Annotated in this window: 21 protein-coding genes and 1 riboswitch; of the genes, 6 read left to right on the forward strand and 15 right to left on the reverse strand. The window is 30.2% G+C overall.

Translation table 11 applies throughout. The annotated features are described in order from the left end of the window. Positions 1 to 53: 53 nt before the first annotated feature. From ACTG45_RS17535 to ACTG45_RS17560, 6 genes are all read right to left on the reverse strand, one after another. On the reverse strand, positions 54 to 854 hold the full coding sequence (locus ACTG45_RS17535) for a PIG-L family deacetylase (RefSeq protein ID WP_021386198.1): 801 nt from the start codon (positions 852 to 854) through the stop codon (positions 54 to 56). 279 nt (positions 855 to 1,133) lie between these two features. Continuing rightward, positions 1,134 to 2,009, reverse strand: a complete 876-nt coding sequence (gene hslO, locus ACTG45_RS17540) for an Hsp33 family molecular chaperone HslO (RefSeq protein WP_021386186.1) — start codon at positions 2,007 to 2,009, stop codon at positions 1,134 to 1,136. A 270-nt stretch (positions 2,010 to 2,279) separates the two neighbouring features. After that, entirely contained in the window at positions 2,280 to 3,026 is a 747-nt protein-coding gene (locus ACTG45_RS17545) for a class I SAM-dependent DNA methyltransferase (RefSeq protein ID WP_021386219.1), read from the reverse strand. Then, positions 3,013 to 3,258: an alpha/beta-type small acid-soluble spore protein gene (locus ACTG45_RS17550; protein WP_021386217.1), complete on the reverse strand. Its 246-nt coding sequence runs from the start codon at positions 3,256 to 3,258 to the stop codon at positions 3,013 to 3,015. Before ACTG45_RS17550 ends, ACTG45_RS17545 begins: the two co-directional genes overlap by 14 nt. A 130-nt stretch (positions 3,259 to 3,388) precedes the next feature. Then, entirely contained in the window at positions 3,389 to 4,507 is a 1,119-nt protein-coding gene (locus ACTG45_RS17555) for an N-acetyldiaminopimelate deacetylase (RefSeq protein ID WP_021386261.1), read from the reverse strand. Positions 4,508 to 4,712: 205 nt separating this feature from the next. Next, complete coding sequence (locus tag ACTG45_RS17560; protein ID WP_021386175.1) at positions 4,713 to 5,906, reverse strand: L-serine ammonia-lyase; 1,194 nt, start codon at positions 5,904 to 5,906, stop codon at positions 4,713 to 4,715. 322 nt (positions 5,907 to 6,228) lie between these two features. On the opposite strand from ACTG45_RS17560, the gene dapA (ACTG45_RS17565) reads away from it, so the two are divergent. From dapA (ACTG45_RS17565) to dapD, 5 genes are all read left to right on the forward strand, one after another. Beyond that, positions 6,229 to 7,110 (forward strand): 4-hydroxy-tetrahydrodipicolinate synthase, encoded by an 882-nt coding sequence (gene dapA / locus ACTG45_RS17565; protein ID WP_479919506.1) that lies wholly within the window; start codon positions 6,229 to 6,231, stop codon positions 7,108 to 7,110. 77 nt (positions 7,111 to 7,187) lie between these two features. Then, positions 7,188 to 7,361: riboswitch (Lysine riboswitch) on the forward strand. A gap of 177 nt (positions 7,362 to 7,538) precedes the next feature. Further along, positions 7,539 to 8,540 carry an aspartate-semialdehyde dehydrogenase gene (locus ACTG45_RS17570; RefSeq protein WP_021386242.1) on the forward strand — a complete coding sequence of 334 codons (1,002 nt, stop codon included), beginning with the start codon at positions 7,539 to 7,541 and terminating at the stop codon, positions 8,538 to 8,540. Positions 8,541 to 8,656: 116 nt separating this feature from the next. Further along, positions 8,657 to 9,544, forward strand: a complete 888-nt coding sequence (gene dapA, locus ACTG45_RS17575) for a 4-hydroxy-tetrahydrodipicolinate synthase (protein ID WP_003422063.1) — start codon at positions 8,657 to 8,659, stop codon at positions 9,542 to 9,544. A gap of 66 nt (positions 9,545 to 9,610) precedes the next feature. Beyond that, positions 9,611 to 10,360: a 4-hydroxy-tetrahydrodipicolinate reductase gene (dapB, locus tag ACTG45_RS17580; protein WP_021386226.1), complete on the forward strand. Its 750-nt coding sequence runs from the start codon at positions 9,611 to 9,613 to the stop codon at positions 10,358 to 10,360. A gap of 189 nt (positions 10,361 to 10,549) precedes the next feature. Beyond that, a complete protein-coding gene (gene dapD, locus ACTG45_RS17585) occupies positions 10,550 to 11,266 on the forward strand; it encodes a 2,3,4,5-tetrahydropyridine-2,6-dicarboxylate N-acetyltransferase (RefSeq protein WP_021386275.1) in 717 nt (238 codons plus the stop codon). Between the two features lie 244 nt (positions 11,267 to 11,510). Here the strand turns inward: dapD and ACTG45_RS17590 are convergent, their stop codons facing one another. Continuing rightward, positions 11,511 to 12,500 (reverse strand): SPFH domain-containing protein, encoded by a 990-nt coding sequence (locus ACTG45_RS17590; RefSeq protein ID WP_021386233.1) that lies wholly within the window; start codon positions 12,498 to 12,500, stop codon positions 11,511 to 11,513. 331 nt (positions 12,501 to 12,831) lie between these two features. On the opposite strand from ACTG45_RS17590, the gene dapB (ACTG45_RS17595) reads away from it, so the two are divergent. Next, the gene (gene dapB / locus ACTG45_RS17595) at positions 12,832 to 13,587 is read left to right on the forward strand and encodes a 4-hydroxy-tetrahydrodipicolinate reductase (RefSeq protein ID WP_021386263.1); all 756 of its coding nucleotides are present in this window, start codon (positions 12,832 to 12,834) and stop codon (positions 13,585 to 13,587) included. 206 nt (positions 13,588 to 13,793) lie between these two features. On the opposite strand, the gene ACTG45_RS17600 is transcribed toward dapB (ACTG45_RS17595), so the two are convergent. The 8 genes from ACTG45_RS17600 to ACTG45_RS17635 form a co-directional block, all read right to left on the reverse strand. Next, positions 13,794 to 15,479 (reverse strand): collagen-like domain-containing protein, encoded by a 1,686-nt coding sequence (locus tag ACTG45_RS17600; RefSeq protein WP_021386199.1) that lies wholly within the window; start codon positions 15,477 to 15,479, stop codon positions 13,794 to 13,796. Positions 15,480 to 15,582: 103 nt separating this feature from the next. Further along, the gene (locus tag ACTG45_RS17605) at positions 15,583 to 16,803 is read right to left on the reverse strand and encodes a DUF4179 domain-containing protein (RefSeq protein ID WP_021386173.1); all 1,221 of its coding nucleotides are present in this window, start codon (positions 16,801 to 16,803) and stop codon (positions 15,583 to 15,585) included. A gap of 62 nt (positions 16,804 to 16,865) precedes the next feature. After that, positions 16,866 to 17,399: a sigma-70 family RNA polymerase sigma factor gene (locus tag ACTG45_RS17610; RefSeq protein WP_021386260.1), complete on the reverse strand. Its 534-nt coding sequence runs from the start codon at positions 17,397 to 17,399 to the stop codon at positions 16,866 to 16,868. A gap of 219 nt (positions 17,400 to 17,618) precedes the next feature. After that, on the reverse strand, positions 17,619 to 18,158 hold the full coding sequence (gene hpt / locus ACTG45_RS17615) for a hypoxanthine phosphoribosyltransferase (protein ID WP_021386183.1): 540 nt from the start codon (positions 18,156 to 18,158) through the stop codon (positions 17,619 to 17,621). 313 nt (positions 18,159 to 18,471) lie between these two features. Then, positions 18,472 to 19,779 carry an L-cysteine desulfidase family protein gene (locus tag ACTG45_RS17620; protein WP_021386253.1) on the reverse strand — a complete coding sequence of 436 codons (1,308 nt, stop codon included), beginning with the start codon at positions 19,777 to 19,779 and terminating at the stop codon, positions 18,472 to 18,474. A 427-nt stretch (positions 19,780 to 20,206) separates the two neighbouring features. Beyond that, positions 20,207 to 21,982, reverse strand: coding sequence for a sigma 54-interacting transcriptional regulator (locus tag ACTG45_RS17625; RefSeq protein WP_044213973.1), 1,776 nt, complete (start codon positions 21,980 to 21,982; stop codon positions 20,207 to 20,209). Then, on the reverse strand, positions 21,979 to 22,116 hold the full coding sequence (locus ACTG45_RS17630) for a hypothetical protein (protein WP_021386277.1): 138 nt from the start codon (positions 22,114 to 22,116) through the stop codon (positions 21,979 to 21,981). The genes ACTG45_RS17625 and ACTG45_RS17630 overlap by 4 nt, the downstream gene beginning before the upstream one ends. Before the next feature lie 77 nt (positions 22,117 to 22,193). Then, entirely contained in the window at positions 22,194 to 22,763 is a 570-nt protein-coding gene (locus tag ACTG45_RS17635; RefSeq protein ID WP_021386272.1) for a class I SAM-dependent methyltransferase, read from the reverse strand. Positions 22,764 to 22,943 lie beyond the last annotated feature (180 nt).

Genomic DNA, 22,943 nt, shown 5'->3' on the forward strand with positions numbered 1-22,943 from the left:
TTTATATTATTTAATCTCCATGCTAGAGTATCTCCATCTGTTAATATTAACAATTAATCTTCACTTAACACAGATGTAAGCTCAGGGTCATTTAAAAGATGTTCAAAATAGCTATGTGCTGAAATATATCCTATTCCATACATTTTACGTTTTGAATTTACAACCTTATATTCATAACATGCACTCTTGACTTTATTGTAGTCATTAAAATCCACTGCTTTATAGATAGCTCTTTCATTTCTTGGTATATACTTTACATATTTCGGCTTGATAAAATACAAGTCGTCTTTTATCTTACGCTCACGTTTAAGCTTCTTTAAAACTTCTCCATTTTTTCTATGCATTATATGGTCATCATACTTATAATGATGAGCTATATGAGTAACATCACCCTTAAATTTATGCTCAAAATCCAATATAGTCTTCTTCATTAACTCATAATGTGTTCCTTCTTTTTTATCTATATCTGCAAGTATAATTACATTTTGAGGTTTCACTCCAAGTTCTTTCAAAGCAGATTTAAATTCATTATTTCTAAGCTCTTCTTTTTGCTTTCTAGTCAAATTTCTAAATTTAGTATTAGCCTTAAAAACGTTAACCCCAGAACCATCTGATACTAGTACAACATATACATTATTAACACCACACTGTTTTATAGCATCTACAATTGCACTTCCACCCCATAGGACTTCATCATCTTGATGTTGAGGATAAAATACTGCTACTGACTTAAGCTTCCTGCTATTACTCTTAGGAATAGGCATTTCAAGTTTTCCATTAAAATTCTTCGCAATTAAAAATATCATTAATAATATTAATATACTTATGCCTATGTGCTTTGTTTTATTTTCCATATTTAAAGTTTTCTCCTTCTTATTAATTCAAATATATGATAAACCTTTGTGGCAAATAGGTTGAAATACACAAATTATTTTACAATATTTTATAGTTTCATACAATCTTTGACACGAGCTATAATAAAATAAAAAAGCCTTCTAACCGTAACATTGCAAATATTACAGCTAGAAAGCTTCTTAATTCTTAAAATTTATTAAGCTTATTTTTAATCTAAACATGTCTATTTTAGATAAATTATACTTTAATTACTATATAAATACGACTATTTTCATAGTCTACATTTCTTTTAAAACTTCAAGTAACTCTTCTTCACTATACATGTACTTCTTATTACAGAATTGACAACCAACTTCTGCTTTTTTATCTTCTTCTATTATTTCAGCTAATGATTTTTTACCTATTGCAACTAAAGCAGTTTTTACTCTTTCCTTTGAACATTCACACATAAATCCAACTTCACAAGTATCAAGTATCTTAGGCTCTAAACCATCTAAAACAATACTTAATATATCTTCTGGTGATTTTCCTTCTTTTAACAGATTCGTTACTGAAGGTAATTTAGCTACATTTTCCTCTAATTTAGCAATCGTCTCTTCTTCTGCATCTGGCATCAATTGAACTATAAATCCTCCCGCAAACTCTACTTCTTCTTCTTTTGTAAGTACACCTAAAGCTACTACTGATGGAGTTTGTTCTGATACTGCAAAGTAATAAGTAAAGTCTTCTGCAATCTCTCCACTTACCAATGGATAAGTGCCATTATATGGCTCTCTAAGACCTAAGTCTTTAATAACTTTTACAACACCTTCTGTACCTACTGCTGCTGCTACATTTAACTTACCATTTGGATAGTCTTCAACTTCTACTTGTGGATTTCCTACATACCCTTTTACCATACCTTTAGAATCTGCTGTTGCAATAATAGTTCCAATTGGGCCTCCACCTTTTATTATTACAGTCAATTTATCACTATCATTTTTCATCATTAGTCCCATTATAGATGTTGCAGTTAATGTTCTTCCAAGTGCTGCTGTTGCTACTTTTGTAGTTTCATGTAATCTTCTAGCTTCTTCCACTGTGTTTCTAGTAGTTGCAACAAATGCTCTAACTTGACCATTTCCTGATGTTGCTCTTAGTACATAATCTCTCATTTATATTCCTCCATATTTCGTTAATTATCTAATTTCAATATATTCTATTTTAATTTCAATATATAAATACTTACCTATTTTAACCTTAGATAATAGTTCTTCTATATTAGATTTACTCTCAATCTATAAAACTTTATAATTATCAAAAAGTAACAGTTCATAAAACACCATCAATTTGTTTTAATATATAAACCTGTATTTGTTGTATTTTTATATGACATTTATCTTCTATATAAATATATACAAAATTTTTTTACACACAAATATACCCTATTTTTTACATACAAAAAATATCCTTTGACTTTCTTCATTAGGTTCATCAAAAGTAAAATCTCCATAAGATTTTATATATTTAAACCCAGATTCTTTAAGCATATCAACTATTTCATCTTCAGTATACGCCCTTTGTTGATGTACTTCTTCAAATCTTTCAAACTTTCCATATTCATCTTTAATAAAAAATGTAAGCTCCATTTCAATTAGATTTTCTTCATCATCAAAGTAATTTTGCCACATATATGCTATATCTTCTCTATTTTCACCATACATATTATTTCCTAATATATTGGCTAATTTATAAAATGAGCTTATATCAAATATAAATATTCCATCTTTTTTTAATAATTCATATGTCTTTGAAAATACATTTTCCAAATCATCATCATAGGTTATATAGTTGAATCCATCACAAGCACAAAGCACACAATCTAAATCGGATATTTCAAAATCTAGTTCTGATATATCTTGTTGAAGTAAAACCAATTCTACTCCTTCTTTTTCTGCTTTTTCTCTTGCTACACTAAGCATCTCATCAGATATATCTATGCCAGCTATATCATAATCTTTTTTAGTTAATGGAATTGTAAGATTACCTGTACCACATGCCAATTCCAATATATTTTTTACTTTTACACCTTCATCATCTATTATATCTTCTATATATTTAACCCAGCCTTCATAATCAACTTCATTCATAAGTTCATCGTATACAAACGCAAAATCGCTATATTGACTCATCCTTTTTATTCTGCCCCTCCACAATCTTTTTCAGCCTCTTTTTGCGTGATGTAAGCATACCTCCGATTCTTCCAGCTTCCTTAGCTGTAAGCCCTGCCCATCCACGTTCTCCAACTTTGTCCATAAGACCTAGTTCTGAGGCTATCTCATATTTCATTATATCATCATTTGTCAATATTTTAGTATTCTTGCCATTAGTTATCTTCTTTTCTCTTTGCATATTTTCTTTCAAAAAAATCACCCCTTCTTATTTGTATTTTTGTCAATTAAAAGAAATTTATACAAATATGTAAGGGGTATTTATCAATTCACATCTTTTTAAATTTAAGTATCTCTACTTTTTAATATTTATAAAGTACTTCTTAATTTATAGCTTCTTTATATTTCAATAATTTTGCATAAACATTCAGTGCATTTACACATATCTTTTCATCAAAATTAAAGTTTATATTATGAAGACCATTTACAAATCCTTTTTCCTCATTTTTTGAACCTAACATAAAAAATAAACCTGGAACTTCTTTTTGATAGTAAGAAAAATCTTCTGATATCATAAGTGGCTCTAATTCCACAACAGTATCATTTCCAACAGCTGATACAAATTCTTGATATAAATCCTTGTCATTTTTAACAGCAATATAATCGTCTATGATATTTATATTAACCTTACAGTTATAAGCTACTTCAAACCCTCTAGCAAGTTCTCTAACTCTAAGTTTCATTTTCTCATACACTTCTGGGCTGAAACATCTCATAGTACCTTCCATCTTTATGTTCTCAGCTATTATATTTCTTCTAGCCCCACCTTCAATTCTACCAATAGTCAACACTGCATTGTCTATTGGACTTATATTTCTTGATACTATAGTTTGAAGTGAACTTATAAAGTTTGAAGCTACTACTATCCCATCAATCCCATTTTGTGGCATAGCACCGTGCCCACTTTTAGACACTATTTCTATGTCAATATCTCCTATTTGAGCCATAAAGTATCCTTCTCTTGTACCAACATAACCTTCAGGTAACTCTGGATATATATGAAGCCCATATATTTCATCAACATTATATTTTCTAAGCACACCTTCATTTATTAAAGCTTTTGCTCCCCCTGGCCCTTCTTCTGCTGGTTGGAATATGAATACTATATTATCATTTAGCTCTTCTTTATTGTCATTTAAATACTCAATTAACCCAAGTAATATAGTAGCATGTCCATCATGACCACATAAATGTTTTACACCCTCTTCGCTATGAAGCCCATCTATATCAGCTCTAAAAGCTATATCTTTTTTAGGTCTTTTACCTTCTATTATACCTACTATACCTGTTTCTAAATAAACTTCATATTTAATTCCCAATTTGTCAAGATAATCTCTTATGTACTTTGAAGTCTTATATTCTTTTCTTCCAATTTCTGCGATTGGGTTTAATGCCTTTCTATGTTTATAAAGTTGCTCTTGTAAATATGATGCCTCTCTCATGTAATCTCCTCCAAATTCTAATTTATTAAAAAATATTTCTATATCTCTCATAATTAAAATATTATATAACAAACTATACTAATTAAAAGTAAAAAATTAAATTTAATATAAAAATATTTTGCATTATTAAATAATTCACCATTAATAATAATTCCCCTGTTTCATAAATCAAAACAGGGGAATTATTAGTTAAAAATTTTATTTTTTAGCAAGAGAAGAAATGTTTAGCAAGTCCACCCTTAGCAGTTTCTTTATACTTATCCATCATGTCTATACCAGTTTCTTTCATTGTTTCAACAACTTGGTCTAAGGAGACAGAATGTGAGCCATCAGTTAATAATGCATAATTAGCTGCATCGTAAGCTCTTTGAGCTGCCATTGCATTTCTTTCTATACATGGAATTTGAACGTATCCATATACAGGGTCACAAGTCATTCCTAGATGATGCTCAAGTGCTATTTCTGCTGCATATTCAATGTGGTCTATAGTCCCACCTTTTAAGTATGCTACTGCCGCTGCTGCCATAGAACAAGCTGCACCAACCTCACCTTGACACCCTACCTCTGCTCCAGATATTGATGCATTAGTTTTTATTATATTTCCTATTATCCCAGCTACAAGTAGAGCTTCGATTATTTTTTCGTCATCATACTTATAAAAATCTTGCATTGCAAAGAATATTCCTGGAATTACACCAGCAGAACCACAAGTTGGTGCTGTAACTATTATATTACCAGAAGCATTTTGCTCTGACGCTGCCAGTGCATATGCGTATACAAGCGTTGAGAAATTCTTATCTTTTTGGTATGCATTATAAAATGTACTTGCTCTTCTTTTTAATAATAGTTTACCTGGTATTATCTCATCTGTGCTTAGTCCATCATCAATAGATTTTCTCATAGCATCTTTTATAGTTGTTATATAATCTTTTATGTCTTTTGGTTCACATTCCAACACAAAATCTACTAAAGTCTTATTATTTTCCTTACACCATTTTACTATTTCATCCATAGTATCTAGGTGATATATACTGTTACTTTTGCTATTTCTCTGACCTTCTTCTGCTATAGTTCCTCCACCTACAGAGTATACAGTCCATTCAGCTGTTACATTTCCTTCTTTATCTAAAGCTTCAAACTTCATTCCATTTGGGTGAAAATCTTTTATAATATCTTCTTCCCAAACAATTTCAACTTTTTTAGGTGCTATAGTTTTTTCAATTATATAGTCAGTTAAGTGACCTTTTCCTGTAGCTGCCAAACTACCATATAATATTGCTCTAAAACTTTCTGCATCTGGGTTTTCATTTTTAAATCTTTCTGCTGCTCTTTGTGGCCCCATAGTATGAGAACTTGAAGGCCCACTTCCTATTTTAAAAAGTTCCTTTAAAGTATCCATATTATTCCTCCTAAATTTTCCGTATTATTACTTATTATTAGATTTTACGCACATATTTATTATAACCTAAATATATTAATTATTAGTTATTAAATTCGCATAAAATTTATTTTTTATTTCCATTTTGGTATATTTTATTAAATTAATATGCATATTTTGAGAATAAAACATTTATTTCAAATTTTTGTAATATTAATATAATATAAATATCTTATTTAAACAGTTAAGATATTAACTATACCTATTAAAATTAATTAATTTGTACTATAATTATTATTGTACTTAAAAAATTAAATTTAGATAAAAAAGGAGATTTGATTATATGTTATTTAAAGGTTCTGCTGTTGCTTTAGTTACCCCATTTACAGAGGATAATAATGTCAACTTTGAAAAATTAGGTGAATTAATCGAATACCACATTGAGAATGACACAGATGCACTAGTTGTTTGTGGAACAACAGGTGAGGCAACTACTATGAGTGAATCTGAAATTTTTGCTGTAATAAAATATACAGTTGAAAAAGTTAACAAAAGAATACCTGTTATAGCAGGTACTGGTTCAAACAATACTATGTTGTCTGTTCATATGAGTCAAGAAGCTGAAAAATTAGGAGTGGATGGTCTTTTAATAATAACTCCTTACTATAATAAGACTAATGAAAAAGGTCTTAAACTTCACTTTGAAACAATAGCAAATAGCGTTAAGTTACCAATTATTTTATATAATGTACCTGGAAGAACTAAAGTAAATATAAAGCCATCTGTTGTGGCTGAACTTGCTAAGATAGATAATATAGTTGCTGTTAAAGAAGCAAGTGGAGATTTAGCTCAAGTTGCAGAAATAGCTAAATTAGTACCTAAAGACTTTGCTATATACTCCGGTAACGATGATACTATCTTACCACTATTATCATTAGGTGGAAGTGGTGTTATCTCTGTACTTGCTAACATATGTCCTAAAGAAACACATGATTTAGTAACTAAATTCTTTGAAGGTGATATTGAAGGCTCAAAAAAATTACAACTTGATATGGATGCTTTAATTGCTGCCTTATTTATAGAAGTAAATCCAGTGCCAGTTAAAACTGCCATGAATATTTTAGGTTTTAATGTTGGAGATTTAAGACTTCCTCTAGCTGAAATGGAAGAAACTAATCTAAATGTATTAAAACAAGAAATGACAAATTTTGGATTTAAATTTTAGCAATATTTATATAAATAAGTTGATTTTTTCTTAAATATGTATTATTATTAGAATAATCAAATTTTAATATCCTATTAACCTAGGGTAGAGGTAGCTGTAACTAAGAGTATCCAATAGTAGCTGGCAGGCGTTAATGATTGGAAAAAGGATTTACAGCCGAAGAAAATATTTCTTGCAATTATATTTTCTGGGATTACACATAACATGTGTAATACTGTCACTTATATTATGAGTGATGAGCTACAGGGTTTACTTTGAGTGATAAATTAGACGTACAAAGTATACCTTTGTACGTTTTTTGTATATAATTAAAGTTGTTAATATAATATTAAAGTTTTTGGATATATAAAAATATTAACATATCTTACTTGTATAACTAAAATCAAATAAAATAATGTTTTAATAATTTAAAATTGGGGTGAATTTATATGAAAAAAGTAAATGTAGCGATAGTTGGTGCTACTGGAATGGTAGGTAGAACATTTTTAAAAGTATTAGAAGAAAGAAATTTTCCAATAGAAAATCTATTTTTATTCTCATCTTCTAAATCAGCTGGTTCTAAAGTAGTATTTGGTGGTAAAGAATATATAGTAGAAGAATTGAAGGAAACTTCATTTACTGATAGAGGTATACAAATAGCATTATTCTCTGCTGGAGGAAGTATTAGTGAAAAGTATGCTCCAATAGCAGCATCAAATGGAATCTTAGTAGTAGATAACTCTAGTCACTGGAGAATGGACCCAGATGTGCCTTTAGTAGTTCCTGAGGTAAATCCAGAAGCAATAAAAGAACACAAAGGCATAATAGCTAATCCTAACTGCTCTACTATACAAGCTATGGTTCCTCTTAAAGCACTTGATGATAAGTACAAAATTAAGAGAGTAGTATACTCTACTTACCAAGCTGTATCTGGTTCTGGTGTTAAAGGAGTTGAGGATTTAGAGCAAGGAATGAATGGTAATCCTACTGGATTCTACCCTCATCAAATCTCTTACAATTGTCTTCCTCATATAGATTCATTTACTGAAAATGGATATACTAAGGAAGAAATGAAAATGGTAAATGAAACTATGAAAATACTTGATAACTATGACTTAAAAATAACTGCAACTACTGTAAGGGTTCCAGTAAGAAATGGTCACAGTGAATCTATAAATGTTGAATTTAACAATCCATTTGAGTTAGAAGATTTGGTAAAAACACTTGAAGAAGCTCCAGGTGTTGTAGTAGTTGATAATCCTGCTAAGAATGAATATCCAACTGCTGTAGAATTTGACAATAGAGATGAAGTATTTGTTGGAAGAATAAGAAGAGACTTTAGTGTTGATAATGGTGTAAATCTTTGGGTTGTTGCTGATAATATAAGAAAAGGTGCTGCAACTAATGCAATTCAAATAGCTGAAATGGCTTTATCATACGATTTAGTATAATATGCAAAATTGTATAAATATATAATTTTGTAAAATATTAATAATAACACAAAAACAAGCATTAGAAGTAACTGTAATATAAAACACAAAAATAAAAAAGAGGGGATTGATTTTATATGATATTTAAAGGTTCTGCTGTTGCTCTAGTTACACCATTTACAAAGGATAACAAAGTTGATTTTGACAAATTAGGCGAATTGGTTGAATACCAAATAGCTAATGGTACTGATGCTATAGTATCTTGTGGTACTACTGGTGAAGCTAATACTATGACTGATGAAGAACAACTTGCTACTATTAAGTATGTTGTAGAAAAAGTTAATAAAAGAGTTCCTGTTATAGCTGGAAGTGGTTCTAATGATACTATGCACTCAGTTAATCTAAGCCAAGAAGCTGAAAAATTAGGAGTAGATGCTCTATTAATCATAACTCCTTATTACAATAAAGCTAATAAGGCTGGACTTAAACGTCATTTTGAAACAATAGCTAACAGTGTCAAACTTCCAATTATACTTTACAATGTCCCTGGAAGAACTTGTGTAAATATAAGCCCTAGCCTTATAGTTGAACTTGCTAAAATAGATAATATAGTTGCTGTAAAAGAAGCTAGTGGAGACCTAGGACAGGTTGCAGAAATAGCTAGCTTAGTACCAGATGACTTTGCTATCTACTCTGGTAACGATGATACTATACTTCCTTTATTGTCTTTAGGAGGTCAAGGAGTTATATCAGTACTTGCTAATGTTTGCCCTCAAGAAACTCACGATTTAGTAGCTAAATTCTTTGAAGGCGATATAGAAGGTTCTAGAAAATTACAACTTGGTATGGATGCTCTAATCGCAGCTTTATTTATAGAAGTAAATCCTATACCAGTTAAGACTGCAATGAATTTATTAGGATTCAATGTTGGAGATTTAAGATTACCTCTAGCAGAAATGGACCCAGCAAATTTAGAAGTATTAAAGAAAGAATTAGTTAACTTTGGACTAAAAGTTAATGCATAGTAAAAATTGATGCATGGTAAAAAATAAGTTTGGTCAAAAGTTAGCCCTTAATCATAGGAGGAAATTATGTTAAAAGTTATAGCAACTGGTTATGATGGAAAAATGGGTAAGATTTTAGCCGATACTATAAGAGAAGATAGTGAATTAGAGTTGGTTTGTGTTTCAGCTAGAGGTATGGATAGCTGTGAAGGTGACCTTAAAATCTATGAAGATATGAGCACTATAGTTGAAAAAGTTGACGTAGTTATAGATTTTTCTCATCACTCTAATTTAGATAATATCTTATCTTATGTTTTAAAAACTAAGACACCTTTAGTAATCGCTACTACTGGATATAATGATGAAGAAATGAACAAAATACATGAAGCGGCTAAAGTTATTCCTGTATTCCAATCATATAATATGTCTCTTGGTGTAAATGTATTAGTAAAATTGGTTAAAGATGCAGCTAAATTATTAGAAGGATTTGATATAGAAATAATAGAAAAACATCACAACAGAAAAGTAGATGCCCCAAGTGGCACAGCTGTTATGATTGCTAACGCTATAAAAGAGGTTTTACCAAACGTTGAAAATAATTATGGTAGATATGGTCGTAGTGCGAAAAGACAAACAAATGAAGTTGGTATTCATGCTATAAGAGGTGGAAACATTGTTGGTGAACATGATGCTCTGTTTGCTGGAGATAATGAAGTACTTACAATAAGCCATCAAGCCCAATCTCGTGGTATCTTTGCAAGTGGTTCTATAGCTGCTGCTAAATATTTAGTTAAACAAAAACCAGGATTTTATAATATGGACAGCATGTTAGGATAATAACAATAATATAATGAGGATACACAGTATAACTCAAATATATACAATAGATAAATTTATTTGATACTATGCTTATATAATAAAAAATCTGTAAAATAAAATGTAAATAATGAAAAGTAAGTATATACTAAAATTGATAAATAAGTATATAATAAAAGAAATATAATGAAATACAAGGAGAATTAACAAATGGTAAATTTAAACGATGCTTATGAAATAGCAAGATATATAAAAGAAGTTAAAAAGAAAACACCTGTTAAGGTATATGTAAATACTAACTCTTTACATTTCCAATCAACTGATAAATTTAAAGTATTTGGATGCAATGGTTCTTATATATTTATAGGTGACTATGAAGATATAATGGAAGTATTAGATAAACATGGTAAAGATATAATAGATACTCATGTAGAATACGATAGAAGAAATTCTGCTATTCCTCTAAAAAATACTTTAAGTGAACATGCAAGAATTGAGCCAGGTGCAATAATAAGAGACATGGTTACTATAGAAAAAAATGCTGTTGTAATGATGGGAGCTGTTATAAATATAGGAGCTGTTATTGGTGAAGGTTCTATGGTAGATATGAATGCTGTTATTGGAGCTAGAGGTACTCTTGGTAAAAATGTTCATCTAGGTGCTGGAGCTGTTGTCGCTGGTGTTTTAGAACCACCTTCTGCTACTCCTGTTATAGTTGAAGATGATGTTTTAATAGGAGCTAATGCAGTTATTCTTGAAGGTGTTAGAATCGGTAAAGGTGCTGTTGTTGCAGCTGGTGCTATTGTAACTACTGACGTAGAAGCTGGTGCTGTTGTTGCTGGTTCTCCTGCTAAAGTTATAAAAATGAAAGATGAAAAAACGGCTGACAAGACTAAACTTATGGATGACCTTAGAAATTTAGACTAATTAAATAAGTAATGTATAATCAAAAGGGGTGTCTCAACATGAATTTAATTCATTAGAGACACCCTCTTTTTATAATATTTAATTTATTCAATATAGTTTCTTATTTTTATTCTTGTTTATCCTTATCAAATCCGACTGCTTATTTCCACTATGTTTATTTATTTTACTAAATCTGATTACTTATTTTTATTGTATTTTATTCATTCTTATTCAGCATTTTAAACTATCTTAACTTTACCTTAGATTAATACATCGAACCACTATTTACTACTGGTTGTGCATCTTTATTACCACAAAGAACCACCAATAGATTACTTACCATAGCTGCTTTACGTTCTTCATCTAAAGTTACAACATTATTTTCACTTAAATTAGTTAGTGCCATCTCTACCATACTCACAGCCCCTTCAACAATCTTTTTACGTGCTGCTATTATAGCCTCTGCCTGTTGACGTTGTAACATCGCTGCTGCAATCTCTGGTGCATAGGAAAGGTGAGTAATTCTCACTTCACAAACTTCAATTCCTGCAATATCAACTCTTGATTGTAATTCATCTTTTAATTTATCTGCTATTTCCTGACTACTACCACGAAGAGATTTTTCATCTCCATCTTCAGACACATCGTATGGGTAAAGTCTTGAAACATTACGAATAGTAGAATCACACTGAATAGATAAAAATGTATTATAATTATCCACATTAAACACAGCCTTAGTTGCATCTATAACTTTCCAAATTACAACAACTCCTATTATAATTGGATTCCCTAATAAATCATTAACTTTCTGTTTTTCATTATTAAGAGTCATCGTTTTTAAAGATACTTTTTTCCCTCTTGGATTAGATGATATATCTACTTTTTCATCAGAAGAAGATTTTGATACATTAATTCTCGATGATGTTGGATTTATTGCTGAACAAAATGGATTTACCCAATAATATCCTTCTTTTTTTATAGTTCCATAATAGTTACCAAACAAAACTAGAACTATAGCTTCTTTAGGATTAATCATTTTTAGACCAAAACATAGGATAAAGTCTACCAGTATAAATACAAGCCCTAAAATTAGCATAAGTGAGCCTATCCCAGCAAAACCATTATCAAGTTTTATTATTCCAAAAACCATGATGCCTATTGAAACTATTAAAAACAAGATAATCATTATCAAAGCCACTACTCCATTAAATGTTTTCGCTTCTTTCTCTTGATAAGTTTTTTCTTCTTTTAACATATCTATCACTCCCATATTCGTGTATTAAGTTAAGATATTTCTAATTTAATAATATCACTTTTAATGCCCTAAATGTTGAATTTAAAGTTAATACTCTAAATTTTCACCTATATATACCTTTAGTATTTTTAATATATCAATATTAATTTTTAAATGCCTTTTATGAAATATGAACTTATATTTAATATATATTAAATTTGAGTACACTTTTTTAAATATCCAGTAAATTGTAACCCTATTATCACTAATATTATTTTATATAGATTATATTAGTGATAAAATAAACTTATAGTAATACAACAAATTTTTATTAATTTCATAGGAGGAATTTATGTTGAAAGTTATAATTAGCGGTTATAATGGAACAATGGGAAGAGTATTAGCAGAATGTGTAAAAAAGGATAGTGAATTAGAACTAGTGTGTGGTGTAGCTAGGTCTGCTGATGAAAAAGGTTGTCATGGTGATACAAAACTTTATAAAACAATGACTGATGTAACTGAAAAAGCTGATGTCATAATAGATTTTTCACATCATGCAACTTTAGAGCCAATATTATCATATGCACTAAAAAATAATACACCTGTGGTATTAGCCACTACTGGCTATGATGAGCGTGATTTAAACAGAATAGAAGAAGCATCAAAAAGTATTCCTGTATTATTGTCATCAAATACATCTCTTGGAGTGAATATCTTAATCAAATTAGTTAAAGATGCGTCAAAAATGCTAGATGGCTTTGATATTGAAATCATAGAAAAACATCACAATAGAAAAGAAGATGCTCCTAGTGGAACTGCTACTATGATAGCAAATGCAATTAAAGAAGTATTACCAGAAAGTATAAACACACATGGAAGATATGGTAGAGATTGTAAAAGAAAAGCAAACGAAATTGGGATACACTCTATAAGAGGTGGTAATATAATCAGCGACCATGACGTTATATTTGCAGGAGATAATGAAGTTCTTACATTAAGTCATCATTCTCAATCTGATGAGGTATTTGCAAACGGTTCTATAGTCGCAGCTAAATTCTTAGTTGGTAAACAATCTGGACTTTATAAAATGTCAGATATATTAGGATAGTTTTTTATACATAATAAATCTCAATCTATTTAAATATCCATATTTTAAAATTTGAATACTTAATAGATTGAGATTTTAACATATTTCTAAAGTTTATAACTTCTATCTATTTCTTTTGCATATAAATATTTTCTTATCTATTATTTCACTTATTGATATATAATAATATCTTTTACTATCTTATAGTTTTTTATTTCTCATATAAATTATTGTATTCTATACACTGATACATAACCAGATGGAGAAGTACCTGTTGTTCCTGAGCCAAAGGTAAAACTTAAAGTTATTGCTGCTGCTCTAGCGTCAACTAAAAAACTTAAACTTACACTTACATCTGATGAGGTAAGTGTATTTACTGCTTTTGCTACAAAGTTATTTTGAGCTGTTCCATTAAAGTTAGTTGTAATTGCCATAAACCCTGCAAGTGAAAGCGTAGCACGTATACCAAAAGATACATTATACACTCCTCCAACTGCAAGATTTATAGTACTACTTGTTGGTAAAGTTATATTAGTTCCATTTATAAATGATGAATTAAATGTCACCAATGAATTATTCACTAAGCTTGGAGAAGTTACTGTAAATTGTGCATTATTTGATGCTAATGCTCCAGTTGCCCCTGTGTTTCCTGTTGGACCTGTTGCTCCATTGGCCCCAGTTGCTCCTGTTGCTCCGGTTGCTCCTGCCACTCCATTGGCCCCTGTTGGGCCTGTTGGGCCTATTGCTCCTGCTGTTCCTGCTGCTCCTGTTGCTCCTGTGTTTCCTGTTGGACCTGCTACTCCATTGGCCCCTGTGGCTCCTGTTGCTCCTGTGGCCCCAGCTGCTCCATTAGCTCCTGTTGGACCTGTTGGACCTATTGCACCTGCTGCTCCATTAGCTCCAGTTGCTCCTACTGCTCCTGTTGGACCTGCTGCTCCATTGGCTCCGGTTGCTCCAGTTGCCCCAGTTGGACCTACTGCTCCATCTGCTCCTGTCGGGCCTGTTGCTCCTACTGCTCCTGTTGGACCTATTGCTCCATTAGCTCCGGTTGCCCCTGTTGCTCCTGTTGGACCTATTGCTCCATCTGCCCCTGTTGCTCCTGTCACTCCAGTTGCCCCTACTGCTCCATTGGCTCCAGTTGGGCCTGTTGCTCCTACTGCTCCTGTTGGGCCTATTGCTCCATCTAGACCTGTTGCTCCTACTGCTCCTGTTGGACCTACTTCCCCATCTGCTCCTGTTGGACCTGTTGCACCTATTGGACCAGTAGAACCTGTTACTCCATTTAATCCCGTTGCTCCTGTACTTCCTGTTGGACCTGTTGCCCCTGTATTTCCTGTTGCTCCTGTTTCTCCAGTTACTCCATTGGCTCCTGTTGCTCCAGCATTTCCTGTTGGACCTGTTATTCCATTTGCTCCTGTTGCTCCGGTATTTCCTGTTGCTCCGGTTGGACCCGTTGCTCCGGTTGCTCCAGCATTTCCTGTTGGACCTGTTATCCCATTTGCTCCTGTATTTCCTGTTACTCCTGTTGGACCTGTAGAACCTGTTATTCCATTTACTCCTGTGGCTCCTTTGTTTCCTGTTGGCCCTGTTATTCCATTTGCTCCAGTTGCTCCTGTATTTCCTGTTGGCCCTGTTATTCCGTTTGCTCCAGTTGCTCCGATATTTCCTGTTGGGCCTGTTATCCCTGTAGCTCCATTAGCTCCAGTTGCTCCTGTATTTCCTGTTGGCCCTGTTATTCCATTTGCTCCTGTTGCTCCTGTATTTCCTGTTGGCCCTGTTATTCCATTGGCTCCTGTTGCTCCAGTCGTTCCTTTAGGACCTGTTGGCCCTGTTGGACCTGCAGGACCCGTTGGACCTGTTGGGCCTATATCTTGATACAAACTTGGACCTGAATTGTCCTTGTAATTACTCATATAATAAATCCTCCCTATTTTAAAATTAGAGCAACACTCTATAAAGATTGAGTATTGCTCTAATTAATTATATGAATCGACAATTTTTTATGTGAGAATATATCTATTTACTTATATCAATATCTATACTTTGATTGTTAAATGTTGTTATGTTATTAACTTCTTTGCTCCAATCTTCTATTATTGGAGTTATTTTTATCTTTTTAACATCTTTTTTGACTTCATACTCTAAAGAAGATTCAACATAATTACCTTTAGAATAATCTAAGCTATAGCCTCCTGCTCCACTAAGTAACTCTAAACTTTTTCCTCTCTCATCTTTAAGTTCAAATCCTAATATTTTTGGAAGTTTATCATCTTTAGCAAAATTATACTTATTAACTTTAAATCCATACATTACTTTAATCTTCGTTGGAGAAACCCTCACTTCTTTTAATACTAAATCTATATCAACATTTTTATTTTTTAACCTTACATTCTTATCTACATTATAAACGCTTGTATCTTTAGCTATATTTGAACCATTTATGTTAGTGTTAAATGTCCAATTTCCACTAAGATACCCATTTAAGTGCTCTCCTTCTACTCCTCCCATATTTCCTATCTCTATCTCTTTTGGTGTCTTTATACTCTTATTTAACTCATACTCAACTTTATTTATGCTTATATTTATATCATAGTCTTTATTTAAATCTACATTTTTCAATAAATCAAAATTTTCTACATCACTTTTTCCATCTCCATCTTTATCTAGATTATCAAGTTTACACGTCATAACCATATTGGTAGTTCCATCTTTATTTTTTTCTGATGTAGAAGGCCCTGACACTGAAACAAAGTTCATATCTCCAACTTTAATTTTGATATCATCAATTCCTAAGAATCCATTTTCTTTCTTTAAGCCCAAGGCATCTTTATCAAGCTTACTATCATCAACACTTATGTTGAGTAATAATTCCCCTTCTCCAAGCATAATCTCATTTAATGTTATACTTATTCCTTTATCTGTAACAACACTATCTACAATGTTTTTATAAGGTTTGAGTTCTTCAGTATCCTTATTAAAGAAGTATTCTATTTGTTTTCCTATATGTTGCATATATGCTAAGGTAGTTTCATTAGTAAATGCAGATGTACCTAAAATAACTACTGATAATCCCCCTACTAGAGCATATCTCTTAAAATTATTCTTATTATTATTATATTGAATCTTAGATTTCATTCTCTTTTTCATCTTAGATTTCTCTTCACTACTCAATACAATGTCATTATATTCTTCTATATCTATATTTGTCTCATTAAATAAATCAAATTTATCTTTCATAAAAAATCTCCTTTTCCTCTATATTTTTTATATTCAAATATTTGCTATTATCCATTTTATATTTAAGCTTTCTTCTTATTTAAATGAATTTTCATCTTTTTTCTACCTCTTGAAAGTCTATTATGTAAGTTTTCAACAGTAGTTTCATTTTGTATAGCTATGTCTTTTAGAGAAATATCTTCTAAGTAATACTTTCTAAAGAGTTCTGCATCTTTATCACTTAATGTACTTATAAGGTCATTTACTTCTTCTTCAATTTCTTTTTTATCCAATTTTTTATCTATATAGAGTATTTCTTTATCTTCCAATTCTAAATGCATATTATTGTTTGTGTACTTTTTCCTATAATTGATTGCTCTATATTTAGAGATAGAACCTATCCAATTTTTAAATGAATTTTTTTCAATATCAAATTTTTCTATGTTATTCCATATTGATAAAAGTACATCATCTATACATTCTTCTTCATAAATTCTAGCATTAGCAAGTGTTCTTCTGACTATAGATGTTATAAAATTCCCATACTCATCAATAAGCATTTCCATACCTTTTTCTTTTTGCTTTTTTATATTTTTGATTATAAGTTTATCCTCCAATTTAATACCTCCTTTGTAAAAGCCTTTACAATTACTAATACAATTAAAAATCTCATTTCCTATCAATTATTTAAATTTTTTTTATTATATTATAAAAATAAAACCAGTTAATCTGTATAAAGTTAAATTAATCCTACTTTAAATTGCTTTTTAAATGAAAAAAGCCCCAACACGATTAATAAAAATCATATTAAGGCATCCACAAAATTATATAATTGCTTATCTATCTTCATCAGTAACATTGAATATATAAGGAACATTTCTATAGTAATCACCAAAATCAAATCCATATCCAACTACAAATTTATCTTCTATTTCAAATCCACAATAATCTGGTACTAAATCTACTTTTCTTCTACTTGGTTTGTCCAAAAGAACACAACATTTTAAACTAGATGGGTTTTTAGCTTTTAAATGCTTTAATACAAAATCCATAGTTAATGCAGAATCAGTAATATCATCTACAACTAATACATCATATCCTGCTATATCAGTAGTAACATCCGCAACTACTTTAACCCTTCCAGTACTTTCTTCACTATTTCCATAACTAGATGTAGTCATAAAATTAACTCTAAGAGGTAAATTTATATTTCTAACTAAGTCCGCACAAAATATAAAACTACCTTTTAATAGAGAAACTACCATAAGATTTTTATCTTTATAGTCTTTTTCTATAACTGCTCCTAATTCTTTTAATTTATCTTTAATTTTTTCTTCTGAATACAACACTTCCCATTTTTTTGTTTCTATATCCATAAAAAGACCTCCAATTGTAATAATCCTTCTTAATTTTATAAGAGATTGCTCATTTTTTCAATACTCTTATTCAATATTAGCCAATATTATTGAGTTTTTAAGTACATTCAACAATTATTAACAATGTATCTTATATTTTAAGTAGTCGATATATTAATACTAAATTACATACTATATATTTTAGACAAAAAAAGAAAAAACTTGCAATAACAAGTTTTTTCCATTTATACATAATCATATTTTATTAGGGGTACTAACCAAATTTATTTATGCTATTTTTATTGTATTTATAATATAAAAATATTTTAAAATACTAATCAACTTTATTCATATCATTCATTACATTTAGGATTATCTCATCTGTTATAGACATTCCTTTATCACTTACTCTACCTAAATTTTGTATACTTTGCTCAACACTTGAACCAACTATACCATTTAGTGGTGGTACAAAACAATCCTGCTTAGCTATTATAGCACTTTGTACAGCAGCAGATGCAGCAGATGATAATTTCAATGCACAACCAGCTTTTGCTCCATCACATATCATTCCACTTAAATCAGCTATCATATTTTCTATAGCTCCCTCTATTTGCTTTTCAGTACCATTCATAAGCCAAGAGATACCAGCAGTTGCTCCAGTAGATGCAGCAACTCCACATCCACATACAGCAGATAATCTTCCTGTATAGTTTTTGATATAACCAGTTACTAAATGTGATATAGCTAAAGCTTTTGCTAGTCTTTCATCAGATTGTGGGAATTTTTTATTGTAAGCAACTATTGGAAGAATTGCTGTTAAACCGTGGTTACCACTTCCATTTGAACTCATAACAGGCATTTTTATTCCTGCCATTCTAGCATCTGAAGCTCCAGCAGTTAACATCATTGCATAGTTTATAACATCATTACCTAAAAGACCTTCTTCCATAGATTTTTTAATTCCATATCCAACACCTATACCAGTTTTTTGCTTTAATCCATACTCAGCCATCTCTTCATTCATTTTTACTCCATCTAGTAAAAACTCTATATCTTTAAAATCCATATCTTCTACATTTTTTACTAACTCTTGTATAGTTACAGTATCCATTAAGCTTTCAGCTTTTTCTGCTGAAGCATTTGAAGCTGATACTTTTGGTTCATTATCTAGTAATACTTCTCCATCTTTCTCAAAGTATGTGAAGTTGTCATGTTTAGTTCTTATTCTAACCTTAGAAGTATGATTTGCTCCTTTTAATACAACCTCTATAAACACTTTCTCTTTTGTATCTGCAGGTGCTATTGATAAAGGATTATTATCTATATAATCTTCAGCTATTTTAACTTCTTCCTTTGTTAAGGTCTCTAACACACTTAATCCGTTTTCAGAATGTCCACCTACTATACCTAGAGCTGCTGCTATTTTTAATCCTAATCTTTCAGTACCTGGTATACCTACGCACATACCATTTTTATAGATACTAGGACTAACTAACATACGATTTTCAACGACTTCTTCTCCTAATAACTCTTTTGCCTTTGCACATGCTAGTGCTAAAGCTACTGGCTCAGTACATCCTACTGCTGGCTTAACTTCTGCCTTTAACATTTCCACTAATTCTTTTCTTATATCTCTCATTTTATATAAACCTCCCAATTAAGTTTAGATTTAGTACTCAAATAATTCTATTAAATAATTTCTTATCTATATTTATAGCAATATACATGCCATATTCTTTATTTTTTTTATTTTTTTATTTTTGATATGCTACAATCATTGGTATGGCTAATTCTATGTATATATTTTTTTTATTTATATAGAGATTTTATATTTTTTTCAATTGCTAAAATAGCGACAATTTCGCAAAAAGACAAAAAAAAATCTCAAAATGAGATTTCATATCATTTTGAGACGGTTCAAATATACTATCTAAATATATATATTCAAAATACTCATAATAAAAATTATGCTATTCTTAAAAGTTATAAATTAAAAAAAATTCAAACAATTAATATTTTTATTTGTATTTACGTTTTATACAACTTTTTATTACCTTCTTATATTACTATGAGATTATATTGTATTTTTCAATTTTTCTATATAATGTAGCTCTTGATATTCCAAGTGCTTTAGCTGTTAATTCTTTATCTTTTTTATAATCTTTGTATTTATTTAAAGCTTTTATTATCTCAATTTTCTCAAGTTCATCAAGTGGAATTACTTTATCACTTTTAACTTCTAATTCTTCTACAGATGTATTTTTTATTTTTTGAGGAATCACATTCATTGTAATTATTGGAGATGAAGACATGTTCACACTATATTCAATGATATTCTGTAACTCTCTTATATTGCCTGGCCACTTATATTCAATCAAGGTATCAACAACCCTACTGTCTATATCAATAACATTTTTAGCTAGTTTTTTTGAATACTCTTTAACCATATGCTTAATTATAAGTGGTATATCATCTTTTCTTTCTCTTAAACTTGGTAATTTTATAGGTATAACATTTAATCTATAATATAAATCTTCTCTAAATGTCCCATTTTGAACCATTTTTTCTAAATCTTTATTTGTTGCAGCAATAATTCTTACATCAATTAAAACATTTGATTTACTTCCAATCTTATTAAGCTCTTTTTCTTGTAATACTCTCAATAATTTTGACTGTAAGTGCAAACTCATATCTCCTATCTCATCTAAAAAGATACTCCCTTTATGCGCTACTTCAAACATCCCAAGCTTCCCACCTTTTTTAGCTCCAGTAAAAGCTCCCTCTTCATATCCAAATAGTTCACTCTCCAATAAATTATCTGGTATCGCTGCACAGTTTACAGCTATAAAAGGATTATCAACCCTATTACTATGATTGTGTATGGCTCTTGCAAAGAGCTCTTTACCCGTTCCACTTTCACCAGTAATAAGTACTGTTGAAGTTGATTTAGAAGCCATCAGCGCTTCTTTTTTAGAATTTCTTATAGCTGTACTTTCTCCAATTATATTTTCCAATTTTATCTTATAATCTTTATTAATCTTATTGTAGTTTTTTATAGCGTCTCTTTTATCTATAAAGTCAATAACGTATCCTTTTAATTCATTTTTTAATACTATTTTATTGATGTTATATATTCCCTTTGAATCATATCCATATCTCTTATAAAAAAAGCTACATGATTTATCTTTCTTAAAGTTATTTATAGAAGGCTTCTGTATAAAGTCTAATTCAGCAAATATGTTTTTGCCAGTTATATTATCTTTTAGATTAAAAAGCTCCTTAAATTTTGAGTTATATTTATCAATTTTACCATCTACATCAATAGATACAACTGCCTTGTCCATATTGTTTAATAAAGTTTCTAATTTTTTCTTTTCTAATTCCAGTTCATATGTTTTAATTTGAGCTTTTAATTTGCTAGATATTAAATCTGCCATCTTTCCTAAAAAGTTTATAAGACCACTTTTATTATTTTCTATAATCTGTGCCTGCTCTTTTGTAAAGGCTATAAGACCTATAACACCATGAGAATCACCATCACATATAATAGGGCAACACACCTCTGCAAACTCTACACAAGCATCATTTTTATAACATTCCTTACATATATCACTACTCTTTGGGTCATCAATCAATATTGTAATCTGTTCTGTAAGTGATTTTTTAAAAGCTGTATACTTATCTACTTTCTCACCTATTTTATCTACATAGATTCCTGTTCCTGCAATCCTAAATAACTCCTTATTTACTATAGTTACATCTATATTGAGCACTGATACTATAGCCTCAGCTATGTTTTGAATATCAGTTTTTATATATTCTAGACCTATCATAATCATCATTCCTTGTTTTTTCTTAACATAAGTATTTGTCTTATTTCTTTAAGAATCAAGTATATCTTATTTAAAGTAAATTGGATTGACATTAGGACTACAAAGAGCATAACAATTATTATCAACTCATAATTTATTTCCATCTAAACATCTCCTTATAACAAAAGACTAGGCTTAACCTAGTCTTTTATATTATATCCATATTTATATTTTAACTCATTTATCTTCTTTTTCCCACATAAATATATTTTAATTTATTTGACTCTTTAATCATACCGTCAAAGTTTAATCTTGAAAATATATTGAATACTTCATGTGGATAGTGAATCTTTGCAACAGAACCACAAAACTTATGTTTAAGATAGTTTAACTTAACTTTTAAATTTTTTAAATTTAAATCCTCTAATATAACCTCTCCATTGCCCTTTAAAACTCTTTGTATTTCGGATGAAGCTTTTTCACAATCTGTAATAACATTAAATTGGTCTACTATTATTATCTTGTTGAAATGATTATCATCAAATGGTAAAAACTCTAACTTACCTTTAACTACATTGCAATTTTCATTATATACTAAAGAGTAACAGACATCTTCATAGTTACTATTCTCCAGTATAGTTACAGAAGTACCAAGACCTCTTAATCTCTTGCCTAGGTTTCCTATATGACCAACAAGCAATATTTTATCACCTACATTATACTCAATTGTATCCAAAAAACATTCTAATTCATCAGATGTATATTTAGCTTTAACTGGCTGTCTATTTATCTGATATAATATGCTTTTCACAATGCTTCACCTCTTCATTTCCTCAATTATAAATTATGTACAGATTACATTATAATAAATGGCGAGCAACTATTCAAGAGATATTTCATTAGTATTTTTTTAAACAATCTTTATGGATTTTAATATGTTATTATAGCGAAATTATTAGTATTTTGTTCATAAAAAACAGTATACTTTTTG

It is taken from the genome of Clostridioides sp. LIBA-7602, from assembly GCF_056688945.1.

Coding starts and splice junctions, on each gene's coding strand:
- dapB (WP_021386263.1), top strand. CDS start 12,832: ATGTTGAAAGTTATAATTAGCGGTTATAATGGAACAATGGGAAGAGTA.
- ACTG45_RS17570 (WP_021386242.1), top strand. CDS start 7,539: ATGAAAAAAGTAAATGTAGCGATAGTTGGTGCTACTGGAATGGTAGGT.
- ACTG45_RS17545 (WP_021386219.1), bottom strand. CDS start 3,026: ATGAGTCAATATAGCGATTTTGCGTTTGTATACGATGAACTTATGAAT.
- ACTG45_RS17600 (WP_021386199.1), bottom strand. CDS start 15,479: ATGAGTAATTACAAGGACAATTCAGGTCCAAGTTTGTATCAAGATATA.
- ACTG45_RS17630 (WP_021386277.1), bottom strand. CDS start 22,116: ATGGAAATAAATTATGAGTTGATAATAATTGTTATGCTCTTTGTAGTC.
- ACTG45_RS17590 (WP_021386233.1), bottom strand. CDS start 12,500: ATGTTAAAAGAAGAAAAAACTTATCAAGAGAAAGAAGCGAAAACATTT.
- ACTG45_RS17560 (WP_021386175.1), bottom strand. CDS start 5,906: ATGGATACTTTAAAGGAACTTTTTAAAATAGGAAGTGGGCCTTCAAGT.
- dapD (WP_021386275.1), top strand. CDS start 10,550: ATGGTAAATTTAAACGATGCTTATGAAATAGCAAGATATATAAAAGAA.
- hpt (WP_021386183.1), bottom strand. CDS start 18,158: ATGGATATAGAAACAAAAAAATGGGAAGTGTTGTATTCAGAAGAAAAA.
- ACTG45_RS17620 (WP_021386253.1), bottom strand. CDS start 19,779: ATGAGAGATATAAGAAAAGAATTAGTGGAAATGTTAAAGGCAGAAGTT.
- ACTG45_RS17535 (WP_021386198.1), bottom strand. CDS start 854: ATGGAAAATAAAACAAAGCACATAGGCATAAGTATATTAATATTATTA.
- dapB (WP_021386226.1), top strand. CDS start 9,611: ATGTTAAAAGTTATAGCAACTGGTTATGATGGAAAAATGGGTAAGATT.
- ACTG45_RS17605 (WP_021386173.1), bottom strand. CDS start 16,803: ATGAAAGATAAATTTGATTTATTTAATGAGACAAATATAGATATAGAA.
- ACTG45_RS17625 (WP_044213973.1), bottom strand. CDS start 21,982: ATGATGATTATGATAGGTCTAGAATATATAAAAACTGATATTCAAAAC.
- hslO (WP_021386186.1), bottom strand. CDS start 2,009: ATGAGAGATTATGTACTAAGAGCAACATCAGGAAATGGTCAAGTTAGA.
- dapA (WP_003422063.1), top strand. CDS start 8,657: ATGATATTTAAAGGTTCTGCTGTTGCTCTAGTTACACCATTTACAAAG.
- ACTG45_RS17555 (WP_021386261.1), bottom strand. CDS start 4,507: ATGAGAGAGGCATCATATTTACAAGAGCAACTTTATAAACATAGAAAG.
- dapA (WP_479919506.1), top strand. CDS start 6,229: ATGTTATTTAAAGGTTCTGCTGTTGCTTTAGTTACCCCATTTACAGAG.